This is a genomic window from Spirochaeta thermophila DSM 6192 (genome assembly GCF_000147075.1).
GTDB lineage: Bacteria > Spirochaetota > Spirochaetia > Winmispirales > Winmispiraceae > Winmispira > Winmispira thermophila_A.
In genome coordinates, this window is sequence record NC_014484.1 from 1,058,083 (window position 1) to 1,079,313 (window position 21,231).

23 protein-coding genes are annotated in these 21,231 nt (G+C 59.6%); 22 read left to right on the top strand and 1 reads right to left on the bottom strand.

Annotated elements, in window-relative coordinates:
• Positions 1–13: 13 nt before the first annotated feature.
• From STHERM_RS04765 to STHERM_RS04780, 4 genes are all read left to right on the top strand, one after another.
• A complete protein-coding gene (locus STHERM_RS04765; RefSeq protein ID WP_013313753.1) occupies positions 14–508 on the top strand; it encodes a hypothetical protein in 495 nt (164 codons plus the stop codon).
• Positions 509–601: 93 nt separating this feature from the next.
• Positions 602–1,630 (top strand): flagellar filament outer layer protein FlaA, encoded by a 1,029-nt coding sequence (locus STHERM_RS04770; protein ID WP_013313754.1) that lies wholly within the window; start codon positions 602–604, stop codon positions 1,628–1,630.
• Positions 1,631–1,762: 132 nt separating this feature from the next.
• A complete protein-coding gene (locus STHERM_RS04775; RefSeq protein ID WP_148223869.1) occupies positions 1,763–2,338 on the top strand; it encodes a hypothetical protein in 576 nt (191 codons plus the stop codon).
• A gap of 110 nt (positions 2,339–2,448) precedes the next feature.
• Positions 2,449–3,027 (top strand): hypothetical protein, encoded by a 579-nt coding sequence (locus STHERM_RS04780; RefSeq protein WP_013313756.1) that lies wholly within the window; start codon positions 2,449–2,451, stop codon positions 3,025–3,027.
• Between the two features lie 73 nt (positions 3,028–3,100).
• On the opposite strand, the gene STHERM_RS04785 is transcribed toward STHERM_RS04780, so the two are convergent.
• A complete protein-coding gene (locus STHERM_RS04785; RefSeq protein ID WP_013313757.1) occupies positions 3,101–4,183 on the bottom strand; it encodes a pyridoxal phosphate-dependent aminotransferase in 1,083 nt (360 codons plus the stop codon).
• A gap of 80 nt (positions 4,184–4,263) precedes the next feature.
• Between STHERM_RS04785 and STHERM_RS04790 the strand changes: the two genes are divergently transcribed.
• The 18 genes from STHERM_RS04790 to map all read left to right on the top strand — a co-directional run bounded on the left by STHERM_RS04790 (position 4,264) and on the right by map (position 21,224).
• Positions 4,264–4,647 (top strand): hypothetical protein, encoded by a 384-nt coding sequence (locus STHERM_RS04790; protein WP_237223363.1) that lies wholly within the window; start codon positions 4,264–4,266, stop codon positions 4,645–4,647.
• A gap of 34 nt (positions 4,648–4,681) precedes the next feature.
• Entirely contained in the window at positions 4,682–5,254 is a 573-nt protein-coding gene (locus STHERM_RS04795; RefSeq protein ID WP_041623270.1) for a TIGR00730 family Rossman fold protein, read from the top strand.
• Positions 5,251–5,970 carry a DUF434 domain-containing protein gene (locus STHERM_RS04800; RefSeq protein WP_013313760.1) on the top strand — a complete coding sequence of 240 codons (720 nt, stop codon included), beginning with the start codon at positions 5,251–5,253 and terminating at the stop codon, positions 5,968–5,970. The genes STHERM_RS04795 and STHERM_RS04800 overlap by 4 nt, the downstream gene beginning before the upstream one ends.
• Positions 5,971–6,012: 42 nt before the next feature.
• Positions 6,013–6,984 (top strand): PhoH family protein, encoded by a 972-nt coding sequence (locus tag STHERM_RS04805; protein ID WP_013313761.1) that lies wholly within the window; start codon positions 6,013–6,015, stop codon positions 6,982–6,984.
• Complete coding sequence (locus tag STHERM_RS04810) at positions 6,965–9,205, top strand: HD family phosphohydrolase (RefSeq protein WP_013313762.1); 2,241 nt, start codon at positions 6,965–6,967, stop codon at positions 9,203–9,205. The genes STHERM_RS04805 and STHERM_RS04810 overlap by 20 nt, the downstream gene beginning before the upstream one ends.
• Positions 9,198–9,644 (top strand): rRNA maturation RNase YbeY, encoded by a 447-nt coding sequence (ybeY, locus tag STHERM_RS04815; RefSeq protein WP_013313763.1) that lies wholly within the window; start codon positions 9,198–9,200, stop codon positions 9,642–9,644. The genes STHERM_RS04810 and ybeY overlap by 8 nt, the downstream gene beginning before the upstream one ends.
• Positions 9,628–10,437 carry a hemolysin family protein gene (locus STHERM_RS04820; RefSeq protein ID WP_041623273.1) on the top strand — a complete coding sequence of 270 codons (810 nt, stop codon included), beginning with the start codon at positions 9,628–9,630 and terminating at the stop codon, positions 10,435–10,437. Before ybeY ends, STHERM_RS04820 begins: the two co-directional genes overlap by 17 nt.
• Positions 10,434–12,398 (top strand): tetratricopeptide repeat protein, encoded by a 1,965-nt coding sequence (locus STHERM_RS04825; RefSeq protein ID WP_013313765.1) that lies wholly within the window; start codon positions 10,434–10,436, stop codon positions 12,396–12,398. Before STHERM_RS04820 ends, STHERM_RS04825 begins: the two co-directional genes overlap by 4 nt.
• A gap of 87 nt (positions 12,399–12,485) precedes the next feature.
• Positions 12,486–13,499, top strand: a complete 1,014-nt coding sequence (gene gap, locus STHERM_RS04830) for a type I glyceraldehyde-3-phosphate dehydrogenase (RefSeq protein WP_013313766.1) — start codon at positions 12,486–12,488, stop codon at positions 13,497–13,499.
• 109 nt (positions 13,500–13,608) lie between these two features.
• The gene (locus STHERM_RS04835; RefSeq protein ID WP_013313767.1) at positions 13,609–14,787 is read left to right on the top strand and encodes a phosphoglycerate kinase; all 1,179 of its coding nucleotides are present in this window, start codon (positions 13,609–13,611) and stop codon (positions 14,785–14,787) included.
• An 11-nt stretch (positions 14,788–14,798) separates the two neighbouring features.
• A complete protein-coding gene (tpiA, locus tag STHERM_RS04840) occupies positions 14,799–15,560 on the top strand; it encodes a triose-phosphate isomerase (protein ID WP_013313768.1) in 762 nt (253 codons plus the stop codon).
• 4 nt (positions 15,561–15,564) lie between these two features.
• Entirely contained in the window at positions 15,565–15,951 is a 387-nt protein-coding gene (gene secG, locus STHERM_RS04845) for a preprotein translocase subunit SecG (RefSeq protein ID WP_013313769.1), read from the top strand.
• Positions 15,952–16,071: 120 nt separating this feature from the next.
• A complete protein-coding gene (locus STHERM_RS04850; RefSeq protein WP_013313770.1) occupies positions 16,072–16,506 on the top strand; it encodes a hypothetical protein in 435 nt (144 codons plus the stop codon).
• Between the two features lie 10 nt (positions 16,507–16,516).
• Entirely contained in the window at positions 16,517–17,332 is an 816-nt protein-coding gene (locus STHERM_RS04855; protein ID WP_013313771.1) for a J domain-containing protein, read from the top strand.
• Positions 17,329–18,369, top strand: coding sequence for a peptidylprolyl isomerase (locus STHERM_RS04860; RefSeq protein ID WP_013313772.1), 1,041 nt, complete (start codon positions 17,329–17,331; stop codon positions 18,367–18,369). Before STHERM_RS04855 ends, STHERM_RS04860 begins: the two co-directional genes overlap by 4 nt.
• A gap of 5 nt (positions 18,370–18,374) precedes the next feature.
• Positions 18,375–18,785 carry a transcription antitermination factor NusB gene (gene nusB / locus STHERM_RS04865; protein WP_013313773.1) on the top strand — a complete coding sequence of 137 codons (411 nt, stop codon included), beginning with the start codon at positions 18,375–18,377 and terminating at the stop codon, positions 18,783–18,785.
• The gene (locus STHERM_RS04870) at positions 18,782–20,389 is read left to right on the top strand and encodes a tetratricopeptide repeat protein (protein ID WP_013313774.1); all 1,608 of its coding nucleotides are present in this window, start codon (positions 18,782–18,784) and stop codon (positions 20,387–20,389) included. Before nusB ends, STHERM_RS04870 begins: the two co-directional genes overlap by 4 nt.
• A gap of 40 nt (positions 20,390–20,429) precedes the next feature.
• Complete coding sequence (map, locus tag STHERM_RS04875) at positions 20,430–21,224, top strand: type I methionyl aminopeptidase (RefSeq protein WP_013313775.1); 795 nt, start codon at positions 20,430–20,432, stop codon at positions 21,222–21,224.
• The last annotated feature ends 7 nt before the right edge of the window (positions 21,225–21,231 follow it).

Sequence of the window (21,231 nt, forward strand, 5' to 3'; positions counted from 1 at the left end):
CAAGGAAGGATCCGTGCGAAGGAACATCCTCACGAGGCCTGAGTATGCACTCGCGGCGTATATCGTGACATTCGTCCTCTCCGTCTTCCTCTACCGGGTATTCCCTCCCGAAGATGTGCGGGTGGTCACCTTCTTTCCCGGAGTGATCACGCCGCGCCTCGAAGGCGAGGTACACTATCTCCCCCGGGAGGAGACGAGGGAGGGGCAGGTGGAGGAGTTCATCCGGCACCTCTTCCTCGGTCCCAAGGAGGTGACGCACACCCCTCTCTTCACCCACGACACACGTATACTGATCCTCATCGTCACCGAGACCACGGTCTACCTCGATCTCAGCAAGGAGGCCTTTTTCTCCACGGAGAGATTGCAGGTGTCGTTCCGTCAGAGTTTGGAGGCCCTCAGGAAGAACGTATTCTTTAATTTTCGATATATAAAAGAAATGAACATAACGATCGAGGGGCAGCTCCCCTATGAGTCTCCCTTCCTTGAGGATCTGGAGAAGGAAATGTGAAAATTTTTTTTGTCTTTGCCAAAAAAACATTGACAAACCAAACGTGATACGTATAATTCTAATTAGTAAGCCTTTATGAAAAAGGAGCACGGGATGAAACGGATCTTTATGCTTTTGGCGATGAGTCTTCTGGTTCTGGGGAGTCTGCAGGTCCTTGCGGAGGAAGCTGTCCTTATAGATTTTTCCACCCTCACGCCTGACTATCCCGCGGATAATCCCACGGAGAACAGTGCCACCCTCGTGGACTACAGTGTCTCTGCGGGTGCGGGGTTCAGCGAGGAGGATAAGGCCCTCATGAAGACCTCGCTCGCAATCAACAACTGGGAGGTCCACCTCAACTCTTCGGCCAGGTTCGTGGTCACCGAGGTGAACTCCTATGTCAGAGAGGCGAGGGTGAAGGACACGGCTCCCAAGTACGCCGGAGAGACGGTGATGGGCGTGCGGGTGGCCTTCCCGGATACCCCCTACAACGCCTGGGCGATCGTCCAGCCGCCCTTCGAGATCCCCGCATATGCGGACAAGACCGTGGTGAATCCTGACGGGACCCTCAGCGTACCTCAGGAAGAAGTAGGAAAGGGGACTAAATTCCATGGATACGGGGTGGTCACCAACGTGGGCGTCCTGAAGTCGGTCCATGTGAACGTTCGGGGACTCAACTTCCCACAGGGCCTCTCCCTCATCCTCCAGGATCAGAACGGCGAGCAGCAGGAGATCTTCCTCGGCTATCTGAACTTCGACGGCTGGAAGGAGCTCGTGTGGGAGAACCCGAACTACATCGAGGACGTGAGGAAGCGGGAACTCAAGACCTATCCTCTCTATCCCAACCTGCGGCCTCTTGTGAAGCTCATCGGGTTCAGGATCTACAAGGATGGGAGCATGGCGGGTGGTGATTTCATCACCTACATCAAGGATGTGCGCGTGGTCTACGACAAGGCCGTGCTCGATCTCGAAGAGGACATCGACCACGAGGCCATCTGGGGTATCCTCCAGTCGAGAGAAGAAGCGCGTCGAAACGCCGAACTCCGCAGACTCGGGAACCTCCAGGTGCTCCGCTATCTCGAGCGGAAGAAGATGCACGCCGAGGCCGGTACGGAGGCGGGGGCCGAGACGCAGACCCAGTGAGATAGTCCGCGATCGGAATACGCGAGATCGGTATCCGACAGCCACCCTGCGGGGTGGCTGTCTTTGTCTGTATCCGGGAAGCCTGCGGGTTCTTTCTCTGGACAAACCACTGAAAGGTGGTATACTGGGAATATGTCGGGATGGGTTACGAACGTACTTTCAGTCTCAGCGTTCAGGGAGGAAACCGAGGTATACGAGTTCATACGGCAGACGGTGAGGCCCCCCCAGGGGGGAGGGCCGGGATCGTTCGCCCCTCTCATCGAGTTTTCGAATCTGCGGGACGATGGACATACCCGTTCGGGTGTCCTCGATGTGGAGTACCTCAACCTCAGTGTGATCTACAAACATGATCAGGTACGCCTCGTCTATCACTTCCTCACCTCGTGGAATTTCTTCGCCCTCAACATCGACCTCTTCATCCCCTCCTTCCAGCATCTCCAGATCCTCCATCTTGCGATGGATCCTTCCACCGGTGTGACGAGACTCACCGGATACCAGGGGGGGAAGGTCCTCTTCGAGAAGGAGGTGATGAGGGATCTGGGAAAGATGTATCTGGAAGATCTCGAACGACTCCCCTCGTCGGGACATGTCGCTTCCCTCTCCTATGCCCAGATCGCCTCGATGAACCGTGAACAGTTCCGCCTCTTCCTTTCTTATTTGCGACAGGGCAGGCCTCTCGAGGGGGGGCCCCCTTCGGAGATAGGGTGATGCTTCCCATCAGGAACCCACGTGTCCACTGTTCGGAGGAAATTCCCTGAATTGCGAGCCGGCATGTGGTATGTTGTAGGGTAACATCCCTGAATCCTAGGAGGTCAACGATGAGAAGGTGTGGTGTTGTTGTGGTGTTCTTGTGCGTCGTGGGAGGCATGGCCTTCGCCCAGGAGACTGATGGGGCGATGGAGGCCCTCATGGGGCCGGGTGATTTCGGTATCTACGCAGGGGTGGGGTGGGGGTTCTTCTGGGGCGCCGTCGATGTCTCAGGTGGAGTGGAGGTGATCTTCCATCAGATCGATCTCGGGGAAAAGGTCCCCCTCACCTTTGGTGGTGCCGCACGGGTCTCGTACTATGGGTGGACCGATGACTACTTGGGAGACGACTATCACTACGCCTACCTTGGAGGAGGGGTCTTTGCGACCGCCCATCTGGGGTTCACGGAAGAGAGCGCCCCTGAGAACGTGAAGTTCCTCGCCAACACGGACTGGTATGTGGGCCTCGGCCCGCAGTTCACTTCGTACTCGTGGGGATGGACGGGGGAACAGGACCATGAGTTCAGGATCGGGATCGGGACGCTCGCTGGTGTGAGCTACTTCCTCACGCCCAACTTCGCGATCAACCTGGAAGGCGGCTACTATGGGTGGTACGGTTCAGGCCTCATCGGGGTGCTCATCAAGTTCTAGTCGCCCCTCCGGAGAAGGAGAGCCCGCCCCTCCGGAGAAGGAGAGCCCGCCCCTCCGGGTGGGCTCTCCTCGTCTACGGCCGCTTTCTCCCGACGTGCCGGAGGGCCCGGATGAGGAGGGCGTTGTCGCGGGCCGTTCTCGTCCCTATGCGTATGTAGGAAGGAAGCCCGAAGGACGAGCAGTCCCTCACCACCACTCCCAGTGTCTGGAGGGCTGCGGTGATCCCGGAGGAGTCTCCCACGTGTGAGAGAAAGAAGTTGCACTCCGAGGGTATGGTGGGATATCCGAGGGACTCGATGGCGTGGCGGAGATCACGGGCGAGGTTGCGGGCGGCCCGCCATTGCCTGGCGAAGACATCCGTGATCCGGATGGCGGCACGGCCCGCCTCCTGGGCAGGGATGTTCACCGACCAGGGGGGTTGCGCCTTCTTGAGGGTGGAGATGATGTCCGGATGGGCGACGATGTAGCCCAGGCGTAGGGGAGTCAGGAGATAGTCCTTGGTCATGGATCGGAGTACGGCGAGGTGACCGCTCCGCACGAAGGGTTGGAGCGGCGAAAGGGGGCCCGAGGGGAGGAAGTTGGCGTACGCCTCGTCGAGGATGAAAAGCGTGCCCGTCGATTCACAGACCGAGAGGATTTCGCGCACCTGTTCCTGGGTGAGGTGTGTGGCGGTGGGGTTGTTGGGGCTGCCGATCCAGAGGAGCCGGGGGCGGATCCTACGGATGTCGTCCTCGAGACGTTCCGTGTGGAGCCCGAAGAGGGCTCTCTCCTCGAGGCGATGATGGTGGACACGTGCTTCCATGAGCAGTGCAGCCCGCTCGTATTCCTGATACGTGGGAGACACGATGAGGACGGAATCCCCCGGCGAAAGATAGCAGAGGGAGAGCAGGAGTATCCCCTCGGAGGTACCGTTGAGGGCCATCAGCCAATCGCTCGGGACGGACAGGTGGGTGCTGAGGGCGTCGATGAGGAGGGCCGCGGCGGTGTCCGGATACGCGTGACGTATGCCCCGGATGACCGCACGCCGTATCACCCGAGGGATGGGGAAGGGATTGAGGTTCACGCTGAAGTCGAGGAGGCGTGAGGATCCTCCATGGAGTCCTCCGTGGATGATCCGTGGAACGTCCTGGAGCGCCTTGCGAGGTGTGATGCTCATACGCCAACGATACCACAGGGGAGATGTGATGGAAATACGGGGGTGGTCTTCATTCGCGGATGGGGATATACTCCTGTATCGTGAGGAGAGTGCGGATCGTCCTTCTCCTGATGCTCATAGCGGGATCGGTGGCCGGCCTCGAGGGTACCACTGGATCTCCGTTCACCGACAAGGGGCGTCACTTCTGCATGGGAGCGGGACTCACCCTGCTCGGTGGAGGCATGGGAGCGCTTTGGGATGGAACTGGGCTCCCTCTGGGGGCGGGGATGGGGATCGGTGCGGCGATCGGGAAAGAGGTGTGGGACGGGCTCTCGGGGGGCGATGTGGAGTGGCGGGATGTGGTGGCGACCTGGATGGGGGTGGCCTGGGCCGCCTGTGCATGGGGGATGGCGGAGGGGGATGCCCGACCGGATGGTCTCGCCCTCATGGGGGGTGTACTGGTCCTTACCGCGGCTCTGTGGTAAACCTACGAAAAACGGTATCGCGGAGGGAGGATTCATGTATCACGTACGAACGGTGGCTGTCTTCTGCGGGGCTTCCGAGGGGAGAGCGGACGGGTATAGACGGCTCGCGGAGCGGGTGGGCGAGGTGCTTGCGGAGGAGGGTCTTGAACTCATATACGGTGGTGGGGACGTGGGGCTCATGGGAGCGGTGGCTCGGGGCGCACTGCGGAAAGGAGGGCGGGTCACCGGAGTGCTCCCCCGGTTCATGGAGGGATGGGTGGAGCGGATGGAGGGAGTGACGTATGTGGTGGTGGGGGGGATGGCCGAACGGAAGGTATTCATGGAGGAGAAGGCGGACGGATTCGTGGTGCTTCCGGGCGGGATCGGTACCATGGACGAGTTCTTCGAGGTGTACACCCTCCTCCAGCTGGAACAGCATGCGAAACCTGTCATGCTCCTCAACTTCCAGGGGTTCTACGACCCTCTCCTCTCACTCATCGAGAGGATGGTGGAAGAAGGCTTTCTCAAAGCCTCTTTCAGGGATCTCCTGTGTGTGAGTGAACGCCCAGAGGACATCCATGCCGTGTTCAGCGCGTGGAATCCGCCCCGTATGCGAGGAACGGGATGAACGATGCGTTCGAGGATCTCTTTTCCCCTGCCTTTCTCGAAGCGGCACGGGACTATCTCTGGCTGCTCGACAGAGGTTATCCCGAAGGGGATGTGGCGAGGCTCGTGGGGAATCGATTCCGCCTCTCCCGGGATCAACGGATGATCCTTTACCGCGGCGTGTTGCCGAGTTCCGTCTCCAAGGCCCACAGGGAAAAGCAGGTGCCTCTCGTGCGGATCCTGGAAAGGGGGAGCCTCCTCGTGGACGGATACAACATACTCCTCACCCTCCTCACGTATCGCCTCGGCAGGCCTGTCTTTCTTTCCACTGACGGTTTCCTCAGGGATATAGGCGGCATCCACGGTCATATCCACCACGTGAAGATTCTCGAGGAGGTGGTGGAAGCCCTTTTCTCCTTCTTCGAGACCGAGCTCCCCGGGGTGGGAATCCGCATCCTCCTCGACAGACCGGTCTCCCATAGCGGAGACCTGGCTTCCGCTCTTCAACGACGTTTCGATGTCCGAGGACTTGCAGGCGAGGTCTCGGTGTGTGATTCTGCGGATTACGAATTGAAGCGTGCCGGTGTGCTCATCGCGACGAGTGATTCCGCCGTCCTCTCCCGTGCAGGGGAGGCGTTCGATCTCGCCTTTCACGTGCTCTCTTACAGGTACCACCCGAAGAGACTCCCTGATCTTGGCAGGTTGCTCTCTCTCGAAAGGAAAGGGTCTTCCTCTTGACGGGGTGAGCGCTTCTGCCTACTATGTAGGATCAAACAGAAGATGGTAAACGAGCGATCCAAAAAGGGTTACACCATCGTCGTCGAGGACAACGCCCTCCTCGCAGGGATATGTGGGACACACGACGAAAACCTCGTGCTTTTCGAGCACATCCTGGGTGCGCCCATCCGCACGAGGGGCAACGAGATCACCATCCTTTCCGACGATGCCGGGAAGATCCGCGCCCTCAAAAAAGTGGTGGAGGAACTCCGCTACCACGTGCAAAGAGGACATCTCCCGGGAAGATATCTCATAGAGTCCCTCTTCGATTCGGCCTTCAGAGATGCGGAGGAGGAGACCCAGCTCCTCAAGGATGTCTCCATCTCCATACGAGGGGGACAGACCACCATCTTCCCCCGAACTTACAATCAGGCGGTGTACATCCAGGCGATGCGGGAGCATACTATGGTCTTCGCCATAGGACCTGCGGGTACGGGGAAGACCTTCCTGGCGGTGGCCCATGCCCTCGAGGAGCTCATCTCGCGGAAACGAAAGAAACTGGTGCTCACCCGTCCGGTGGTGGAGGCAGGAGAGCGCCTCGGATTCCTTCCCGGTGACCTCCTCCAGAAGATCAATCCCTATCTCAAGCCGCTCTACGATGCCATCGATGCCCTCATCCCCCTCGAGATGTACCAGAAGATGGAGGAACAACGGATGATCGAGATCATTCCTCTGGCGTATATGAGGGGGAGGAGTCTCGACAACAGTTACATCATCCTCGACGAGGCCCAGAACACCACCAGGGAACAGATGAAGATGTTCCTCACCCGGCTCGGTCAGAATTCGAAGGCGGTGATAACGGGTGACGTGACCCAGATAGATCTGCCCGACCCCGGAAGGTCCGGGCTCCTCCATGCGGAATCCATCCTGCAGGGGATAGACGAGATACGGTTCTCCTACTTCACGCGGGAGGATGTGGTGCGGAATCCCCTTGTCAAGAAGATCATAGAGGCATATGAAAGAGACCCCTCGTAGCCCATTCCTCTCGTTTCTTTTTCGGGTGGTGGGACGGCTTCGACGTCTCCCGCTGGATGTCCTCTGGGGCGCGGCCGTCGTGCTTTGTCTCTCTCTCATCCAGGTGGGAGGGTTGCGTGTGCTCGACCTTCTCGAGCGTCCTTCATACGACGACTTCGAGGTGGGCAGAGTGGCGGAGCGGGATGTGGTGCTGGACCGTGATGTGGTGGTGGTGGACGAGAAGGCCACTGCGATAAGGCTCAGCGCCATGGAGAGACTGGTTCCCCCTGTCTTCGTCCTCGACAGGAAGGTCACGGAGATCATGCAGAGGGAGTTCGCCGCTGTACGGGAGCTCGTCCTGGATCCTGCGTCCAGGGGGCCTTCTTCCGAGGCGGATGTGAAGGGGGCGTACTTCCGTTTCCAAGCGCGACTCCCGGGGATGCTCTCTGAAGAGGAGTTCACGCTCCTGTTCGAAGCGGCCGCACATCCTCGATGGAGGGAGGCCCTCTCCTCCCTCATGCAGCGGGTGGAGGAACAGGGTGTGTTCAGACTCCCGGATTCGGAAGTGCTCGGGTACGCGGATACCGTGGAACTCCGCATCCCTTCAGAAGGCGAGACCTTCCGGGCCCTCTCCCGGAGTATGGGAGACGTTCTCACGAGATCCCGGCTTTCCGAGGTGATCGAGGAGTACCGGACCAAGTATGGGTTTACGGATCGGGAGGTGGAGGCTCTCGAGCTGTTCGTCTCGAGGTTCATCCGGGAAAACGTGGTGTATGACAGGAGGGCATCGGAAGAGAAGCGCGATGCAATATTGAGCAATGTGGAACCCGTAGTGCGCGAGTTCAAGAAGGGCGACGTGATCGTGAGGAAGGGATTCGTGCTCACAGAGGACGATGTGGCCACTCTCAACTTGCTCAAGAGATACCGCGTCTTTACGGTCCCCCGTTCGTTTCTCTGGGAGTTCGTCTTTTCATCGGCGGTCCTCTTCCTGGGATTCCTCCTCCTCCGCATGGCTCCCGATCTCCAGTCCAGCGCTGCCGCAGGGTTCTGGAGGTTCTTTTCCGCCCTCCTCGTCCTTCTCATCCTCCTTGGGTTCGGACTTCGGATCCTCTTCCCCCCTCCAGAGGGCGTCTCTCCCGGAGTGCTTCTCCTCCTCCCGGTCTGCGCCCTGTTCCTCCCCGTGTTCTGGGGCCGTGAGCGATCGCTTCTTGCCGTGGGATTCCTGTCTGTCTTCTTCCTTCCTTTTTTCGGGTTCGATATGCATGCCTATCTCTTCTCGCTCGCCATGGGTATGGGTGGAGTGCTTCTCGTGCACGGGGTGAGACAACGCATGGATCTCATCCGGTCCTCCCTGATCCTCACTGTGGTGAGCATTCCCGTCACCGGGGTGCTCGGAGGGCTCGCTTCCCTCTCTCTCACGGATGTGGGGACGTTCATGGGATATGGTGCGGCGAACGTCCTCGTTTCGGGGATGCTCGTCACCATGCTCCTCCCGCTCATCGAGCACCTCCTCAACGCGCCTACGAGGTTCCGACTCCTGGAACTCTCGGATCTCAACACACCCCTCCTCAAACGGATGCTCGCCGTAGCCCCGGGTACCTACAGCCACAGCATGATGGTCGCCCAGTTGGCCGAGGCCGCTGCAGAGGTGGTGGGGGCCAACCCCCTTCTCGCGCGGGTGGGTTCCTACTACCACGACATAGGGAAGATCGAACAGCCAGAGTACTTCGTGGAGAATCAACGAGGAACGAATCGACACGACGACCTCAATCCTTCGCTCTCCTCCGCGGTCATCAAGGCTCATGCAAAGCGGGGGGTGGAGATCGCGAAGAAGATGGGGTTTCCACAGGCGGTGATCGATATCATCGCCCAGCACCACGGAGACGATCTCATCAAGTACTTCTATCAGGAGGCCGTAAAGAAGAACGGGGGCGAGGTGAGTAGGGAGGACTACTCGTATTCAGGAGATCGGCCTCTCACCAGAGAAGCGGCCATCGTGATGTTGGCCGATGCAGTGGAGGCTGCGGTACGCGCCCTCTCGGGCAAACCTTCGCATGCAGCCATCGAGAAGCGGGTGCACGCGGTCATCTTCGAGAAGTTGAAGAACGGCCAACTCGACGACGCCCCTCTCACCATCAAGGACCTCACCCGCATAGAGGAGACGTTCGTGAGAATCCTTGCCGCCAGCGTCCATACGAGGATAGAATATCCCGATACGAAGAAGGATCCCCGGAGTGAGTGAGATCGTGGTGATATGGAAAGATATCCCTCCCTCCCCGTGGCAAGAGGTGGTCGCTTCCTTCGTCGCACGGGTGCTCGAGGAAGTGGGGAAAGAGTCCGGAGACATCGCGGTGGTGATGTGTTCCGCGGAGTTCATCCAGGAACTCAACAGGACGTTCAGGGGAAAGGACGAACCCACCGACGTGCTTTCCTTCCCCAATTCCGAGGGGGGATCTCGTATCCAGGGAGATATCGTGATCGCGCCGGAGGTGGTGGTGCATCAAGCCGCTGACTGGGGTGTGCCTGCACATGAGGAGCTTCTGAGGGTGATCCTCCATGGGCTCCTCCACCTCTCGGGCATGGACCATATGAGCACCGATCCCTCAGAGCCGATGCTCGTATACCAGGAGGACATTCTTTCACGTGTCAAGGAGGAATACCGGTTTGAAATCCGAACGTAGGGGTTTTTCTCTCTTCTCTCTCTTCGGGCCGAAGAAGAGGGAACAGCCGCCGCCCGAGGTGGAGGCTGAAAAACAGGACATGATCAGGGGTATAGAGGAACTCTCCGAGACCACCGTGAAGGAAGTGATGGTCCCCCGTATCGACGTGGTCTTCGTGGACATAGAGAGTCCTCTGGAGGAGCTGCTCGAAAGGGTCGCCGATTCCGGACATTCCCGTCTCCCGGCATACGAGAAGACGATCGACAACGTGGTGGGGATCCTGTATGTGAAGGATCTCCTGAAGCTCCTCGTCAAGAATCAACCCATCGAGATAGGGAAGCTCGTACGGCCCGCCTACTTCATCCCGGAGAGCAAACGCCTCGATGACCTCCTCAGGGAGATGAAGCGAAGGAGGGTTCACATCGCCATCGTGGTCGACGAGTACGGTGGGGTATCGGGTATCGTATGTCTGGAGGACATCATAGAAGAGATCGTGGGGGACATACAGGACGAGTTCGACAATGAAGAGGAGGAGGTGGTTCAGCTCGACGAGAGGACCTTCCTCTGTGACGCTCGGATCCTCCTCGAGGAGCTCGGCGACATCCTGGGGATCGAACTGGAGAGTCCTGAGACCGACACCCTCGGGGGGTTCGTGTTCGAGCTTCTCGGTAAGATCCCGGTGTGCTATGAACGCGTGATTTACAACGATATAGAGTTCATCGTGCAGGACCTCGAGGGGCACAAGATCAAGAAGGTGAAGGTGGTGCTCCCGGGAAGGTCGGGCGGAAAGGACGCGCGGGGGGAGGATGGATGAGGTACCGGCTCTTTCTCCTGTTCATGCTGATCGTCTCTCCTCTGGCAGGGGAAGAGACATCCCTCCAGCTTTTCCGACAGGGGGAAGAGGCCCGGATCCAGGAAGACTACCACAGGGCGATCGAACTCTACCAACAGGCGATCCAGAAGAATCCGGCGTTCGTCCAGGCCTACAAGGGACTGGCCGAAGCGTACTTCTCCCTCGGTCAGTACGAGGTGGCCCTGGCAGGAGCGGAGAAGGCGAAGAGCCTCGATCCCCGCTCCACCGATAACCACCTCCTCTATGCACGGTGCCTTCTTGCACTGGGAAGACTCGAAGAGGCCGAGCGGATCTATCGTGACATCCTTTCCCGGGAACCTCAGAACGTGGAGGCCGGCATGGGGATCGCGGAGCTTTCGCTCGCGAGAGGGCAGGTGGCCTCAGCCCTGAGGGAGTACGAGCGCACCCTCAGGATGTTTCCGGAACACAAGAAGATTCTCACCATACTCGCCTTTCTCTACGAGTATAGAGGGGAACGGGACAAGGCCGCTTCGTATCTCGAAGAGGCCCTTCGTCTCTATCCATCGGATCCGGAGGTGCACCTCCTCGCCGCCTCCTCCCACCTGAGAAAGGAGGAATGGGACGAGGCCGAGAGGGAGGCCCGACGCGCCCTCACCCTCGATGAGAATGCGGTGGAGGCCTCCTATCTCCTCGCCCAGGTCGCCACGGGGAAGGGACGGTTTCAAGAGGCACTCGATCACCTCGACGGTTTCCTCGGCGCTCGACCGGATTCCCGGGAGGGATGGTACCTCAAAGGCGTGATCCTGGACCGACTCGATCGTCCTGAGGAGAGTCTCAGGGCCTTCCGGGAGGTGTTGGAGCGATATCCCGACGACGAGGTGGCCCGCTACGCCATGGAGAGGATATTGCTCGAGCGGTTTCCCGTTTCGGCCCCTGAGAGACGAGCGGCGGCGGGCTATCACTTCACGAGAGCAAGGGAATATGCCGAAAAGTTCTATTTTCGGAGGGCCTATCACTTCCTGAGGAGGGGTTTGCGCCTCTTCCCCTACGACGCTGGGGCGAATCTCGAGTTTGCGGAACTTCAGCGGAGGATGGGATTCCCCCACAAGTACGTGGACAGGCTCGAATTCATGGTCTCTTCCGGCATCGCGGATCAACACGTGGAGGACCGTCTGGAAGTGGCCCGCCGGATGCTCGAGGAGGACGTCCCTTCCCGTTGGGGGGTGAACCCCTTCGACCTCACCCCTCCCTCCATCGGCATACTCGTGGGGCTTTCCTCCAGGTCCACAGATCTGCACCCGTTTTCCCTCCCTTACCTCCTCGCCGGGTTGCGTTTCGCATTGGGCGTGGATGAGCGGCTCACGGTCAAGGTGGAGGACGACCATCCTCTCTCCTGGGAGGAGGCCTTCGGCCGGGCCAGAGGGGACGGGGCGGACTTTTTCCTCCTCCTCGACTGCGTGGAGACCGACAGGGTGGTAGAGTGGAGGGCCAGACTCTATCTCGGTTCGAGCGGCCTGCTCAAGAAGGAGTTCAGGATACGGAAGTACGGGAACGACCGCCTGAAAGAATCCCTCCTCCGGGTGGCCGAGGAAGTCTCTGCAGCCGTTCCTCTCTACGGAACGATCGCGGACCGTAGGTTCTCCTCGGTCCTTCTCAACATAGGACGCGTCCATGGGGTGGAGGAGGGGATGGAGTTCGTGGTGCTCGATCCTGCTACGGTACGGCTCGAAGGGGTGAGCGGAGGGTTCACCTGGGATCCGGAAGGTGTCCTGGGAAGGGTGAAGGTCGAGGCGGTGAGCGATCTGGTGAGTGAGGGGAGCCTCACGCTTTCTTCGATATACGACAGGGTGAACCGGGGTGACATGGTGGTGGTTCCCCCTGTGGCAGAGGCCGAAGAGGAGCAGCCGCCCGCCCCGCCCGACCCTCTCCTCTACCGCATCTTCCAGCTCTTCTTTCCGTGAGAGGGAGCATTGACACGGAATGGCGTTTTCCGTATAGTCGAATATGTAAAGAATTATCCATAAACCTTTAGTCGAGGGGGAATACTGATGAAGATCGCTATCAACGGATTCGGAAGGATCGGGCGGAATGTATTCAAGATTGCGCTCGAGAAGGGTGTCGAGGTCGTCGGTATCAACGATCTCACCGATACCAAGACCCTCGCGTATCTCCTCAAATACGATTCCACTCAGGGGAAGTTCCCCGGAACCGTGGACTACGACGATCAGCATCTCATCGTGAACGGGAAGAAGTACCGCGTGACCGCTGAGCGGAATCCCAAGAACATTCCATGGGGTGAGTCCCCGGACGTGGTGATCGAGTCCACGGGCGTATTCCGCTCGAGGTCGGGCGAGAAGGGGGGGTACGGCGACCACCTCCTCAATGAGAAGTATCCTGCCAAGAAGGTGATCCTCACCGTGCCGGCGAAGGACAAGATCGACAGGACCATCGTGATCGGGGTGAACGATGACGACCTCAAGCCCGAGGATCAGTGCATCTCGAACGCCTCCTGTACCACCAACTGCCTCGCTCCCCTCGTGAAGGTGCTTCACGAGAATTTCGGGATCGAGTCCGGTATGATGACCACGGTGCACGCCTATACCAACGATCAGGTGATCCTCGACATGCCCCACAAGGACCTCCGGAGGGGAAGGTCGTGTGCGGTCTCGATCATCCCCACCACCACGGGTGCCGCTGCGGCCATCGGCAAGGTGATTCCCGAGCTTCAGGGCAAGCTCGACGGAGTGGCCCTCCGGGTTCCCGTGCCCACCGGCTCCATCACCGACTTCGTAGCGATTCTGAAGAAGAACGTGAGCGTCGAAGAAGTGAACGATGCCTTCAAGAAGGCCGCCGAGGGCGAGCTCAAGGGCATCCTCCAGTACTGCGAGGATCCGATCGTCTCGGCCGACATCGTCCACAACCCTCATTCTTCCATTTTCGATGCGCAGAGCACCATGGTGCTCGGTGGCAACATCGTGAAGGTCTTCTCCTGGTATGACAACGAGTGGGGTTACTCCAACCGGGTGGTCGACCTCGTGAAGAAGCTCGAACCCTACTGCTGAAACCTATCGGGGGACGTCCCTCCTGGGATGTTCCCCGCGTTCCTTTTTTCTTTATGTTTTCGTGCGCCATGAAGCGCGCATGTCCATTTCCGAGAGAGGAGGGAACACCATGGAATTGAAGACCGTGAAGGATATAGAGGTGAGGGGCAAGAAGGTTCTCGTGCGTGTGGACTTCAATGTGCCTCTCAAGGACGGAGTGATCACCGACGACACCCGCATTCGTGCTGCGCTTCCCACCCTGCAGTACCTGCTCGACCAGGGGGCTGCGCTCATCGTCATGAGTCATCTCGGGAGACCGAAGGGTGAGCGGAAGCCGGAGTACAGCCTTTCCCCCGTGGCCGAGCGTCTCGGAGAACTCCTGGGCCGGGAGGTGAAAATGGCGCCGGATTGTGTGGGGCCGGAGGTGGAGCGGATGGCCGAGGCGCTCACGCCGGGTGAAGTCCTCCTCCTCGAGAACGTGAGATTCCACAAGGAAGAGACCAGCAACGACCCCGATTTTGCGAAAAAGCTCGCCTCCCTCGGCGAGGTGTATGTGAACGACGCCTTCGGGAGTGCGCACCGGGGCCATGCCTCCACCGAAGGGATCGCTCACCTTCTTCCCGCGGCGGCGGGATTCCTCATGGAGAAGGAGGTCAAGTTTCTCTCCTACGTCCTCGAGAATCCCGAGAAGCCGTTCGTTGCGGTCATCGGCGGGGCGAAGGTCTCTACGAAGATCGGTGTCCTCGAATCCCTCCTCTCCAAGTGCACCGCCATGGTGATCGGCGGAGGTATGGCCTATACCTTCCTCAAGGTGCAGGGCCACTCCATCGGGAACTCGCTCTACGAGGAGGAGTCCGCCGACACCGCACGTTCCTTCCTCGAGAAGGCCGGGGAGTTGGGAGTGGAGGTGATCCTCCCCGAGGATCACCTGGTGGCCTCGGAGTTCTCTGAGCAGGCGAAGGCGGAGTACGTGGATGCGGTGGATATCCCTGAGGGTAAGGTGGGCATGGACATCGGCCCCCGCACCGTGGAGAAGGCGTGTGCGCGCATCCGTGGGGCGAAGACGGTGGTGTGGAACGGTCCCATGGGGGTCTTCGAGTTCCCGGCATTTGCAGAGGGCACCAGAAAGGTGGCCGAGGCGATCGCCGAGTGCAAAGGCACCACTGTGGTGGGCGGAGGTGATTCGGTGGCGGCGGCGAATGCCTTCGGTGTGGCCGACAAGATGACGCATGTCTCCACCGGTGGTGGAGCCTCTCTGGAATTCCTGGAGGGCAAACCCCTTCCCGGTATCGAAGTGTTGAAGAAGTAAGGAGCAGTACCGTGACTGAGAGACGGCCTTTCATCGCAGGAAACTGGAAGATGCACAAGACGACAGGGGAGGCTCGCGCCCTTGCGGAGGCCCTTGTGGAGAACCTCAAGGACTGCCCCCACAAGGTGATGGTCGCTCCTCCCTTCACTGCCCTCTCCGCGGTGCGGGAGGTGCTGAAGGGATCCCCTATCCTCTTGGGGGCACAGAACATGTGTTCCGTGAGGGAGGGCGCCCACACCGGTGAGATCTCCGTCCTCATGCTCAAGGATCTCGATGTCTCGGTGGTGATACTGGGCCATTCCGAACGACGTCTCATCTATGGAGAGACCGACAGGCTCATCAACGAAAAGGTACGCCTCGCGCTCGAAGAGGGGATGGAGGTGATCCTCTGCGTGGGGGAGACCCTCGAACAGAGGGAGGCCGGCAAGGCAGAACAGGTGGTCGAGGAGCAGGTGAAGCGAGGGCTCGATGGGGTGGCCCCGGAGGATCTCTCCCGTGTGACCATCGCGTATGAACCGGTATGGGCCATCGGTACGGGGCGGACCGCGCGACCTGAAGATGCCGATGCGATGCACAGGCACATCCGCAGGACCGTTGCAGGTCTACACGGTACGGATGCGGCGGAGGCCCTCATCATCCAATATGGGGGCTCCGTGAAGCCGAGCAATATCAAGGCGCTCATGGCGATGGAGAATATCGACGGGGCGCTGGTGGGCGGCGCCTCCCTCTCCGCGGAGAACTTCCTGCCCATCGTAAACTTTCATCTGGAGTGATACCATGACAATACTGGGTGTCTTTCTGATCGTGGTGTTCGTCATCACCTCTCTCCTCCTCATACTCCTTGTCCTGCTCCAGGATGAGCAGGGTGAGGGGCTCGGCGGTATATTCGGTGGAGGAGGGGCCTCCCAGGTCTTCGGAGTCCAGTCCGACAACATCCTCAGTAAGGGGACCAAGATCCTCGGTGTGATCTTTTTCCTCTGCGTGATCGGGATCGCCTGGGTCTACAGGAGTCCGGAGGCCGAGAGCGTCCTCACCACGGCCCGTCAGGAGAAGATGGAGCAGGGGGTAAGGTGGTGGGAGGAGGAACTCCCCGCCGGTGAGGAGGCGACAGTGCCCGCAGAGCAGGAGATGGAGAGCGGGACCGGGGCCTCTTCGTCCGAGTGACGAGGCGGCGCTCTCGTGAGGATGAAGCACAGGGGAGAGGGTGACCTCTCCCCGTTTTTCTTCGTGGGACTGCGTTGTCAATCGAGGAAAATCGAGGTACTATGAGCCTGAGGGAGTGAAATGAGAGTAGCAGTCGTCTTCTATGGATCGGGCAGGTCGGACCAGCTCAAGGACCTCGCGAGGGCCCTCGCACGGGGGATCGAACGTCAAGGGGTCCAGGTACAGGTGGATCTCCTGGATGTGGCTGTGGATCGGGAGAAGAAACTCACCCTGTACGATTACCTCGTGGTGGGGATGGTGTCTGAGACCCTGTTCCGGCCCAAGGTTCCTGGGGCGCTCAAGGAGTTTCTCGCGAGGGCCGGACAGATCGCGGGAAAACGGGCGTTTGCCTTCGTTCCGAAGCGCATGTTCGCGGCGAAGGCCCTCCTCAAACTCATGGCTGCGATGGAACACGAGGGACTCTATCTCAAGAATTCCGCGGTGATTTCCTCTCCCGCAGAGGCCGAGTACCTCGGAGAACACCTCCACCTCTCCACCCGTCCTCGTGAGGAGTGAGCGGACACAGATGAGCGGTACGTACTATGAGATCCTGGGTGTACCCCGGGACGCCGGTCTCCCGGAGATCAAGCGTGCTTTTCGGAGAAAGGCAAAGGAGATGCATCCCGATCTGCACGAGAATGCCTCCGAGCAGGATCTCGCGCGTATGAGGGAACTCCTCCTCGCCTATCAGACCCTCAGCGATCCCCGGAAGAGGGAAGACTATGACCGGTGCATCCTCACCTGCCATCCTCGGGAAAAGAGGTATCGTTTCGATTACCGGGAGTTCCTCAGAGAGAGGGCGGACGATCTCCACAGTCAGGCCAAGCTGGTCTTCTTCGATCTCCTCCACGACAGGGAGGAGGAGGCGATATCACTGTACGAACGGCTTCGGAAGGAAGGGGACTTCCGGCTGGAGGAGTATCTGGATCGCGAGGATGCCATGGATTGTCTCTTCCTGGTGGCCGAGGCCTATGAGAAGAGGGGTGAGCTCGAGGAGGCGGTTGTCCATCTCCTCGCGGTGAGCTCCATGGAGAAGGAGAAGCCGTATTTCAGGCACTTCTTCGAGGAGGTGCTCACGAAGCTCAGGCGCTTTCTCGGATGGGCGGGCGGTTCCGAGATTGAGATGGAACGGCGGATGCGATATATTGTGGAGTTGATCGGTCTCGGGATACTGGGCCCGAGGGATGAGGCCTATTTCTATAAGCGGCTTTCCGAGCTTTCGCTCAGGAGAGGGGACAGGACGCAGGCGAGATTCTATCTTCAGAGAGCACTGGTGCGGAACGGCGGACGTGCGGATGTCTCTCGCCTCTATCAGAAGATTTTACAGGAGGAAAGCGTATGAGACTCTGGAAGATCGTACTGGGTGTGGTGGTGATGGGACTCTTTCCCGCGTTCGGACAGATCATAGATGCGCCCGTCGCACGGGTGAAACTCACCAAACTCGAGGTGATCACGCAGCGTCAATTCAAGGCCGACGTGGAACTCCTCGAGAAACAGCTGGGACGAGAACTTTCCCTGGAGGAGCGGAAACAGCTCCTGGATGCCCGGATCGGGGAGATCCTCATCTATCAGGCCGCGGAAAGGGAGTATCTCTCGGTGACCCAGGAGGAACTCTCCCAGGCGATCGCGCAGTACAAGCAAAGTGTGGCTCCCAATGTCTCGGACCAAGAATTCCAAAGACTGATCGAGTCCCAGGGAGGGATGACATGGGAGCAATTCCAGGAGCAGATGAAGAAGCGGCTCATCGCCGAGAAGTACCTCTACCAGAAGAAGGGGCAGGAGATTCAGAACGTACCCGCTCCTTCCGAGGAAGAGATACGAAGGGTGTATAACGAGAACATAAGCAATTTCACGGCCCCGGAGATGGTGCGGTATTCACATATCTTCATCGACACCCGTGGTCTCTCCGATGAGGAGAAGAAGAAGGCGTACAACCGCGCCCTTCAGGTGAAGAAAGAAGTGGATGGAAGCCTCGCGAAGTTTCGGGAAGCGGTGGAGAAATACAGCGACGATCAGGCCTCCCGCTATCAGGGAGGTGATGTGGGATACCTCCTGCGAACGGATAAGCAGCGTGAATCCTTTCTCGGAAAAGAGTTCTTTTCCAAAATCTTTTCCCTCCCCCTCAACAAGGTGAGCGATGTACTCGCCTCCAATGTGGGATACCACATTGTGGTGGTCACCGAGCACCACGAACCGAGGCTTCTCGGTCTCGACGACAGACTCCTCCCGAACAGCAAGCAGACCGTCAGGGATCAGATCACCGCGCTCCTCGTCGGTCAGAAGCGGCAGGAGGCATACCAGAAAGCGCTTCAGAAGCTCATAGAAGAGCTCAGGTCACAGGCCGATGTCTCGATCTATGAGAAGAACCTTTCCTGGTAGGTGGTATGGGCCTCAGGAGAAAGGCGAGGATACTCGCATTCCAGGCGCTCTTTGCGAGTGATGGTGGGGGAGGGGATGGACTGGAGGTCTTCTCCTTCCCATGGGCGGATGGGGAGATTCCGGAGGAGGTGAGGACCTTTGCCCAGCTCCTGCTGAGGGGAACGCTCGAACACCTTCCGGAGGTCGACGATCTCATCAAGAAGCACCTCGAGCACTGGGATTTCGGGAGGATCGCGCGGACCGATCGCGCCATCCTCAGGATGAGTGTCTACGCCCTCCTCTACCAGAAGGAGATACCCGCCCGAGTGATCATCGACGAGGCCGTGGAGATCGCGAAGCAGTTCGGTACGCAGGATTCCTATCGCTTTGTCAACGGTGTCCTCGATGCGATCCGGAAGACACTGGGGAGGACATGAAGAGGATACGTTGGGTCGGAGCCCTGGCACTCCTCCTCGTGGTGCTCTCGGGACTCTCCCTCGCGGTCTTCTTCGTGTGGAGAGACGTGACCTCATGGCAGGACGAGCGGTCGTTCCAGGACCTGCTCGATCGTGTGGACGAGATGCTCTCCTCGGGGAAAACCGTGGCCGCCGCGACGATCCTCGCGAACATGGACAGGGGTCTCCCCCGGACGTCGGCCGGATGGCTCCGCGTGCTCAAGCGGGCCTACCTCGTGGGGGAGATGGGTGGAGACTACTCGGTACTCCTGGAGCTGGGCCGGGAAGCGGGTGCCGAATATCCGGGGCAGGCCCGGATATGGCTCCTCCTCATCCACGCCCTGCTCTCGGCGGGGCGGCCGGAGGAGGCCATGGAAGTGGCCTGGCGCCACCTGCCGCCCTCCGACTACCGGTATGTCTTTCAGTCTCTCTGGCACGCTCTCCTGGAACAGCATGCCGAGGAGTTCTCGGTCCAGCGGATCCAGCGGATGGGGAGGCTCCTCCCTTTTCTCCTGGATCCGGATGTGTATCTCTCCCTCGGGGAAGAGCTCGATGACGAGTCCTTCACGATGCGGGGAGTGTTGCTCCTCCTTCGGAGGGACCGGGCCTACCATGAGGCGGCTCGTATCCTGGCCGATCTCTCGGGAGAGACGGCGCGGGATCTGCTGGTCTATATCCTCCATGACGCCGGAGTCCACGAGGAGGTGGTGGAGAGGTCCGAGGACTTTCTCCGTGTCCCCACTCCTGAACGACTCCATCTGGTCGCGGAAAGCCTTTGGCACACAGGTCGGATCACTCAGGCCTCGGCGCTCTATCGCCATCTGATCGCGGCTTTCCCACGTCACGACCCCCGTGCGTATCACAATCTCCTGGTTTCCCTTCTCGAGGAACGGCGGCTGGAGGAGGCTGAGGAGGTCCTCGAGGCCGGTCTGCGCGCCTTTCCCGGTGATGGACTCCTCCTGAGGGACAGGGTGAGATTGCTCCTCTTTCGGGGAGAGGAGGATGAAGCGCGCATCCTGGCTGCCTCACTGGACGATCCGTTCGCCCGTATTGTCTCCCTTCTCCTGGAAGGAAGAACCCATGAGCCGTTCCTCCTGAGGGGGGAGGTGTGGGAGATGATCGAAGGTCATAGGGGGGAAGAGGCGGCCTGGGAATATGGAGCGTGGTTCTTTTCTTCCCACGGATTGTGGGATGATCTGGAAGAACTACTGGAGAGCGGTTTCGGCCTCTGGCAGGGGAGAACCTGGTACCGATTCTACAGGGGGCTGGTGCTTCTGAAACGGGGCAACAGGGAGGGAGCGAAGAGGCTCCTGTCCGAGGTCGAGGGGGACTACAGGGCTGCGGCTCTCTACGATCTCGCCCTCATCCTTGGGGAGGAAGGGCGATATCGGGAAGGGGCCGAACTCCTGACCCGTGTACCGCTGGAGACGTTTGCCAAGGAAGAACAGCTGGACCTGCTCACACTCAGGGCGTGGCTCCTTGCCGCCTCGGGCTCCACGGGTGAAGCGAGGGCCCTCCTCCGGCAGGTGCTCTCGGTGAATCCGGGTACCGTGGATGCAGCGGTGCTCCTGCGAAAGCTTGAGTGAGGGGCCTAAAGCTGCTATAACGGGAGCGAAGGAGTATAGCATGATTCCTCTCAAGAGCGAAAGGGAACTGGAAGGGATACGCGAATCGGCGCGCATCCTTTCTCAGGTGCTCAAGATCTTGCGGGCTTCGATAGGGCCGGGTATACCCACCCGGGAGCTCGATCGGATCGCCAGGAAGGAGATCGCCGCCTTCGGGGCCCGACCGGCCTTTCTCGGCTACATGGATTTCCCCGCTGCGGTCTGTATCTCGGTGAACGAGGTGGTGATCCACGGGATACCCGACGGGAGGCGCCTGAAGGAAGGCGATATTGTGAGCATCGATTGCGGAGTCGACTACGAGGGTTTCTTCAGCGACGCCGCCTTCACGGTACCGGTGGGAGGGGTGGCGGAAGAGGTGCGGAAGCTCCTCGAAGTCACCGAGGAGAGCCTGTATCTCGGGATAGCCCAGGCCAGGCCGGGAAATCGCATCCATGATGTTTCACGCGCCGTCTATCGGCACGCACGGGCCCACGGGCTGGGGGTGGTGAGGGAGTTCTGCGGCCACGGGGTGGGACTTTCGCCCCACGAGGAACCGCAGATACCCAACTATGTGGGGAAAGGGCGAAGCCCCCGTATCATGCCCGGGATGGTCCTTGCGATAGAGCCGATGTTCACCCTGGGGGCTGACTACGTACGGATCCTCGAGGACGGGTGGAGCGTGGTGCCGGTGGACGGGAGCCTCTCGGCCCACTTCGAGCACACGATCGCCGTTCTTCCGGACGGACCCGAGATACTCACCGATTGGGGCGAGGAACGCGTTCCTCTGCTATCGAAACAACAGGAGGGAGAACTATGAGGGGTTA

What these genes read in the sequence shown, in the direction of transcription:
- STHERM_RS04855 (WP_013313771.1), top strand. Translation starts at nt 16,517, where the DNA reads ATGAGCGGTACGTACTATGAGATCCTGGGTGTACCCCGGGACGCCGGT.
- STHERM_RS04770 (WP_013313754.1), top strand. Translation starts at nt 602, where the DNA reads ATGAAACGGATCTTTATGCTTTTGGCGATGAGTCTTCTGGTTCTGGGG.
- STHERM_RS04805 (WP_013313761.1), top strand. Translation starts at nt 6,013, where the DNA reads ATGGTAAACGAGCGATCCAAAAAGGGTTACACCATCGTCGTCGAGGAC.
- nusB (WP_013313773.1), top strand. Translation starts at nt 18,375, where the DNA reads ATGGGCCTCAGGAGAAAGGCGAGGATACTCGCATTCCAGGCGCTCTTT.
- gap (WP_013313766.1), top strand. Translation starts at nt 12,486, where the DNA reads ATGAAGATCGCTATCAACGGATTCGGAAGGATCGGGCGGAATGTATTC.
- STHERM_RS04835 (WP_013313767.1), top strand. Translation starts at nt 13,609, where the DNA reads ATGGAATTGAAGACCGTGAAGGATATAGAGGTGAGGGGCAAGAAGGTT.
- STHERM_RS04800 (WP_013313760.1), top strand. Translation starts at nt 5,251, where the DNA reads ATGAACGATGCGTTCGAGGATCTCTTTTCCCCTGCCTTTCTCGAAGCG.
- STHERM_RS04810 (WP_013313762.1), top strand. Translation starts at nt 6,965, where the DNA reads ATGAAAGAGACCCCTCGTAGCCCATTCCTCTCGTTTCTTTTTCGGGTG.
- STHERM_RS04775 (WP_148223869.1), top strand. Translation starts at nt 1,763, where the DNA reads ATGTCGGGATGGGTTACGAACGTACTTTCAGTCTCAGCGTTCAGGGAG.
- STHERM_RS04870 (WP_013313774.1), top strand. Translation starts at nt 18,782, where the DNA reads ATGAAGAGGATACGTTGGGTCGGAGCCCTGGCACTCCTCCTCGTGGTG.
- STHERM_RS04785 (WP_013313757.1), bottom strand. Translation starts at nt 4,183, where the DNA reads ATGAGCATCACACCTCGCAAGGCGCTCCAGGACGTTCCACGGATCATC.
- STHERM_RS04795 (WP_041623270.1), top strand. Translation starts at nt 4,682, where the DNA reads ATGTATCACGTACGAACGGTGGCTGTCTTCTGCGGGGCTTCCGAGGGG.
- STHERM_RS04780 (WP_013313756.1), top strand. Translation starts at nt 2,449, where the DNA reads ATGAGAAGGTGTGGTGTTGTTGTGGTGTTCTTGTGCGTCGTGGGAGGC.
- secG (WP_013313769.1), top strand. Translation starts at nt 15,565, where the DNA reads ATGACAATACTGGGTGTCTTTCTGATCGTGGTGTTCGTCATCACCTCT.
- STHERM_RS04850 (WP_013313770.1), top strand. Translation starts at nt 16,072, where the DNA reads ATGAGAGTAGCAGTCGTCTTCTATGGATCGGGCAGGTCGGACCAGCTC.
- map (WP_013313775.1), top strand. Translation starts at nt 20,430, where the DNA reads ATGATTCCTCTCAAGAGCGAAAGGGAACTGGAAGGGATACGCGAATCG.
- STHERM_RS04860 (WP_013313772.1), top strand. Translation starts at nt 17,329, where the DNA reads ATGAGACTCTGGAAGATCGTACTGGGTGTGGTGGTGATGGGACTCTTT.
- STHERM_RS04825 (WP_013313765.1), top strand. Translation starts at nt 10,434, where the DNA reads ATGAGGTACCGGCTCTTTCTCCTGTTCATGCTGATCGTCTCTCCTCTG.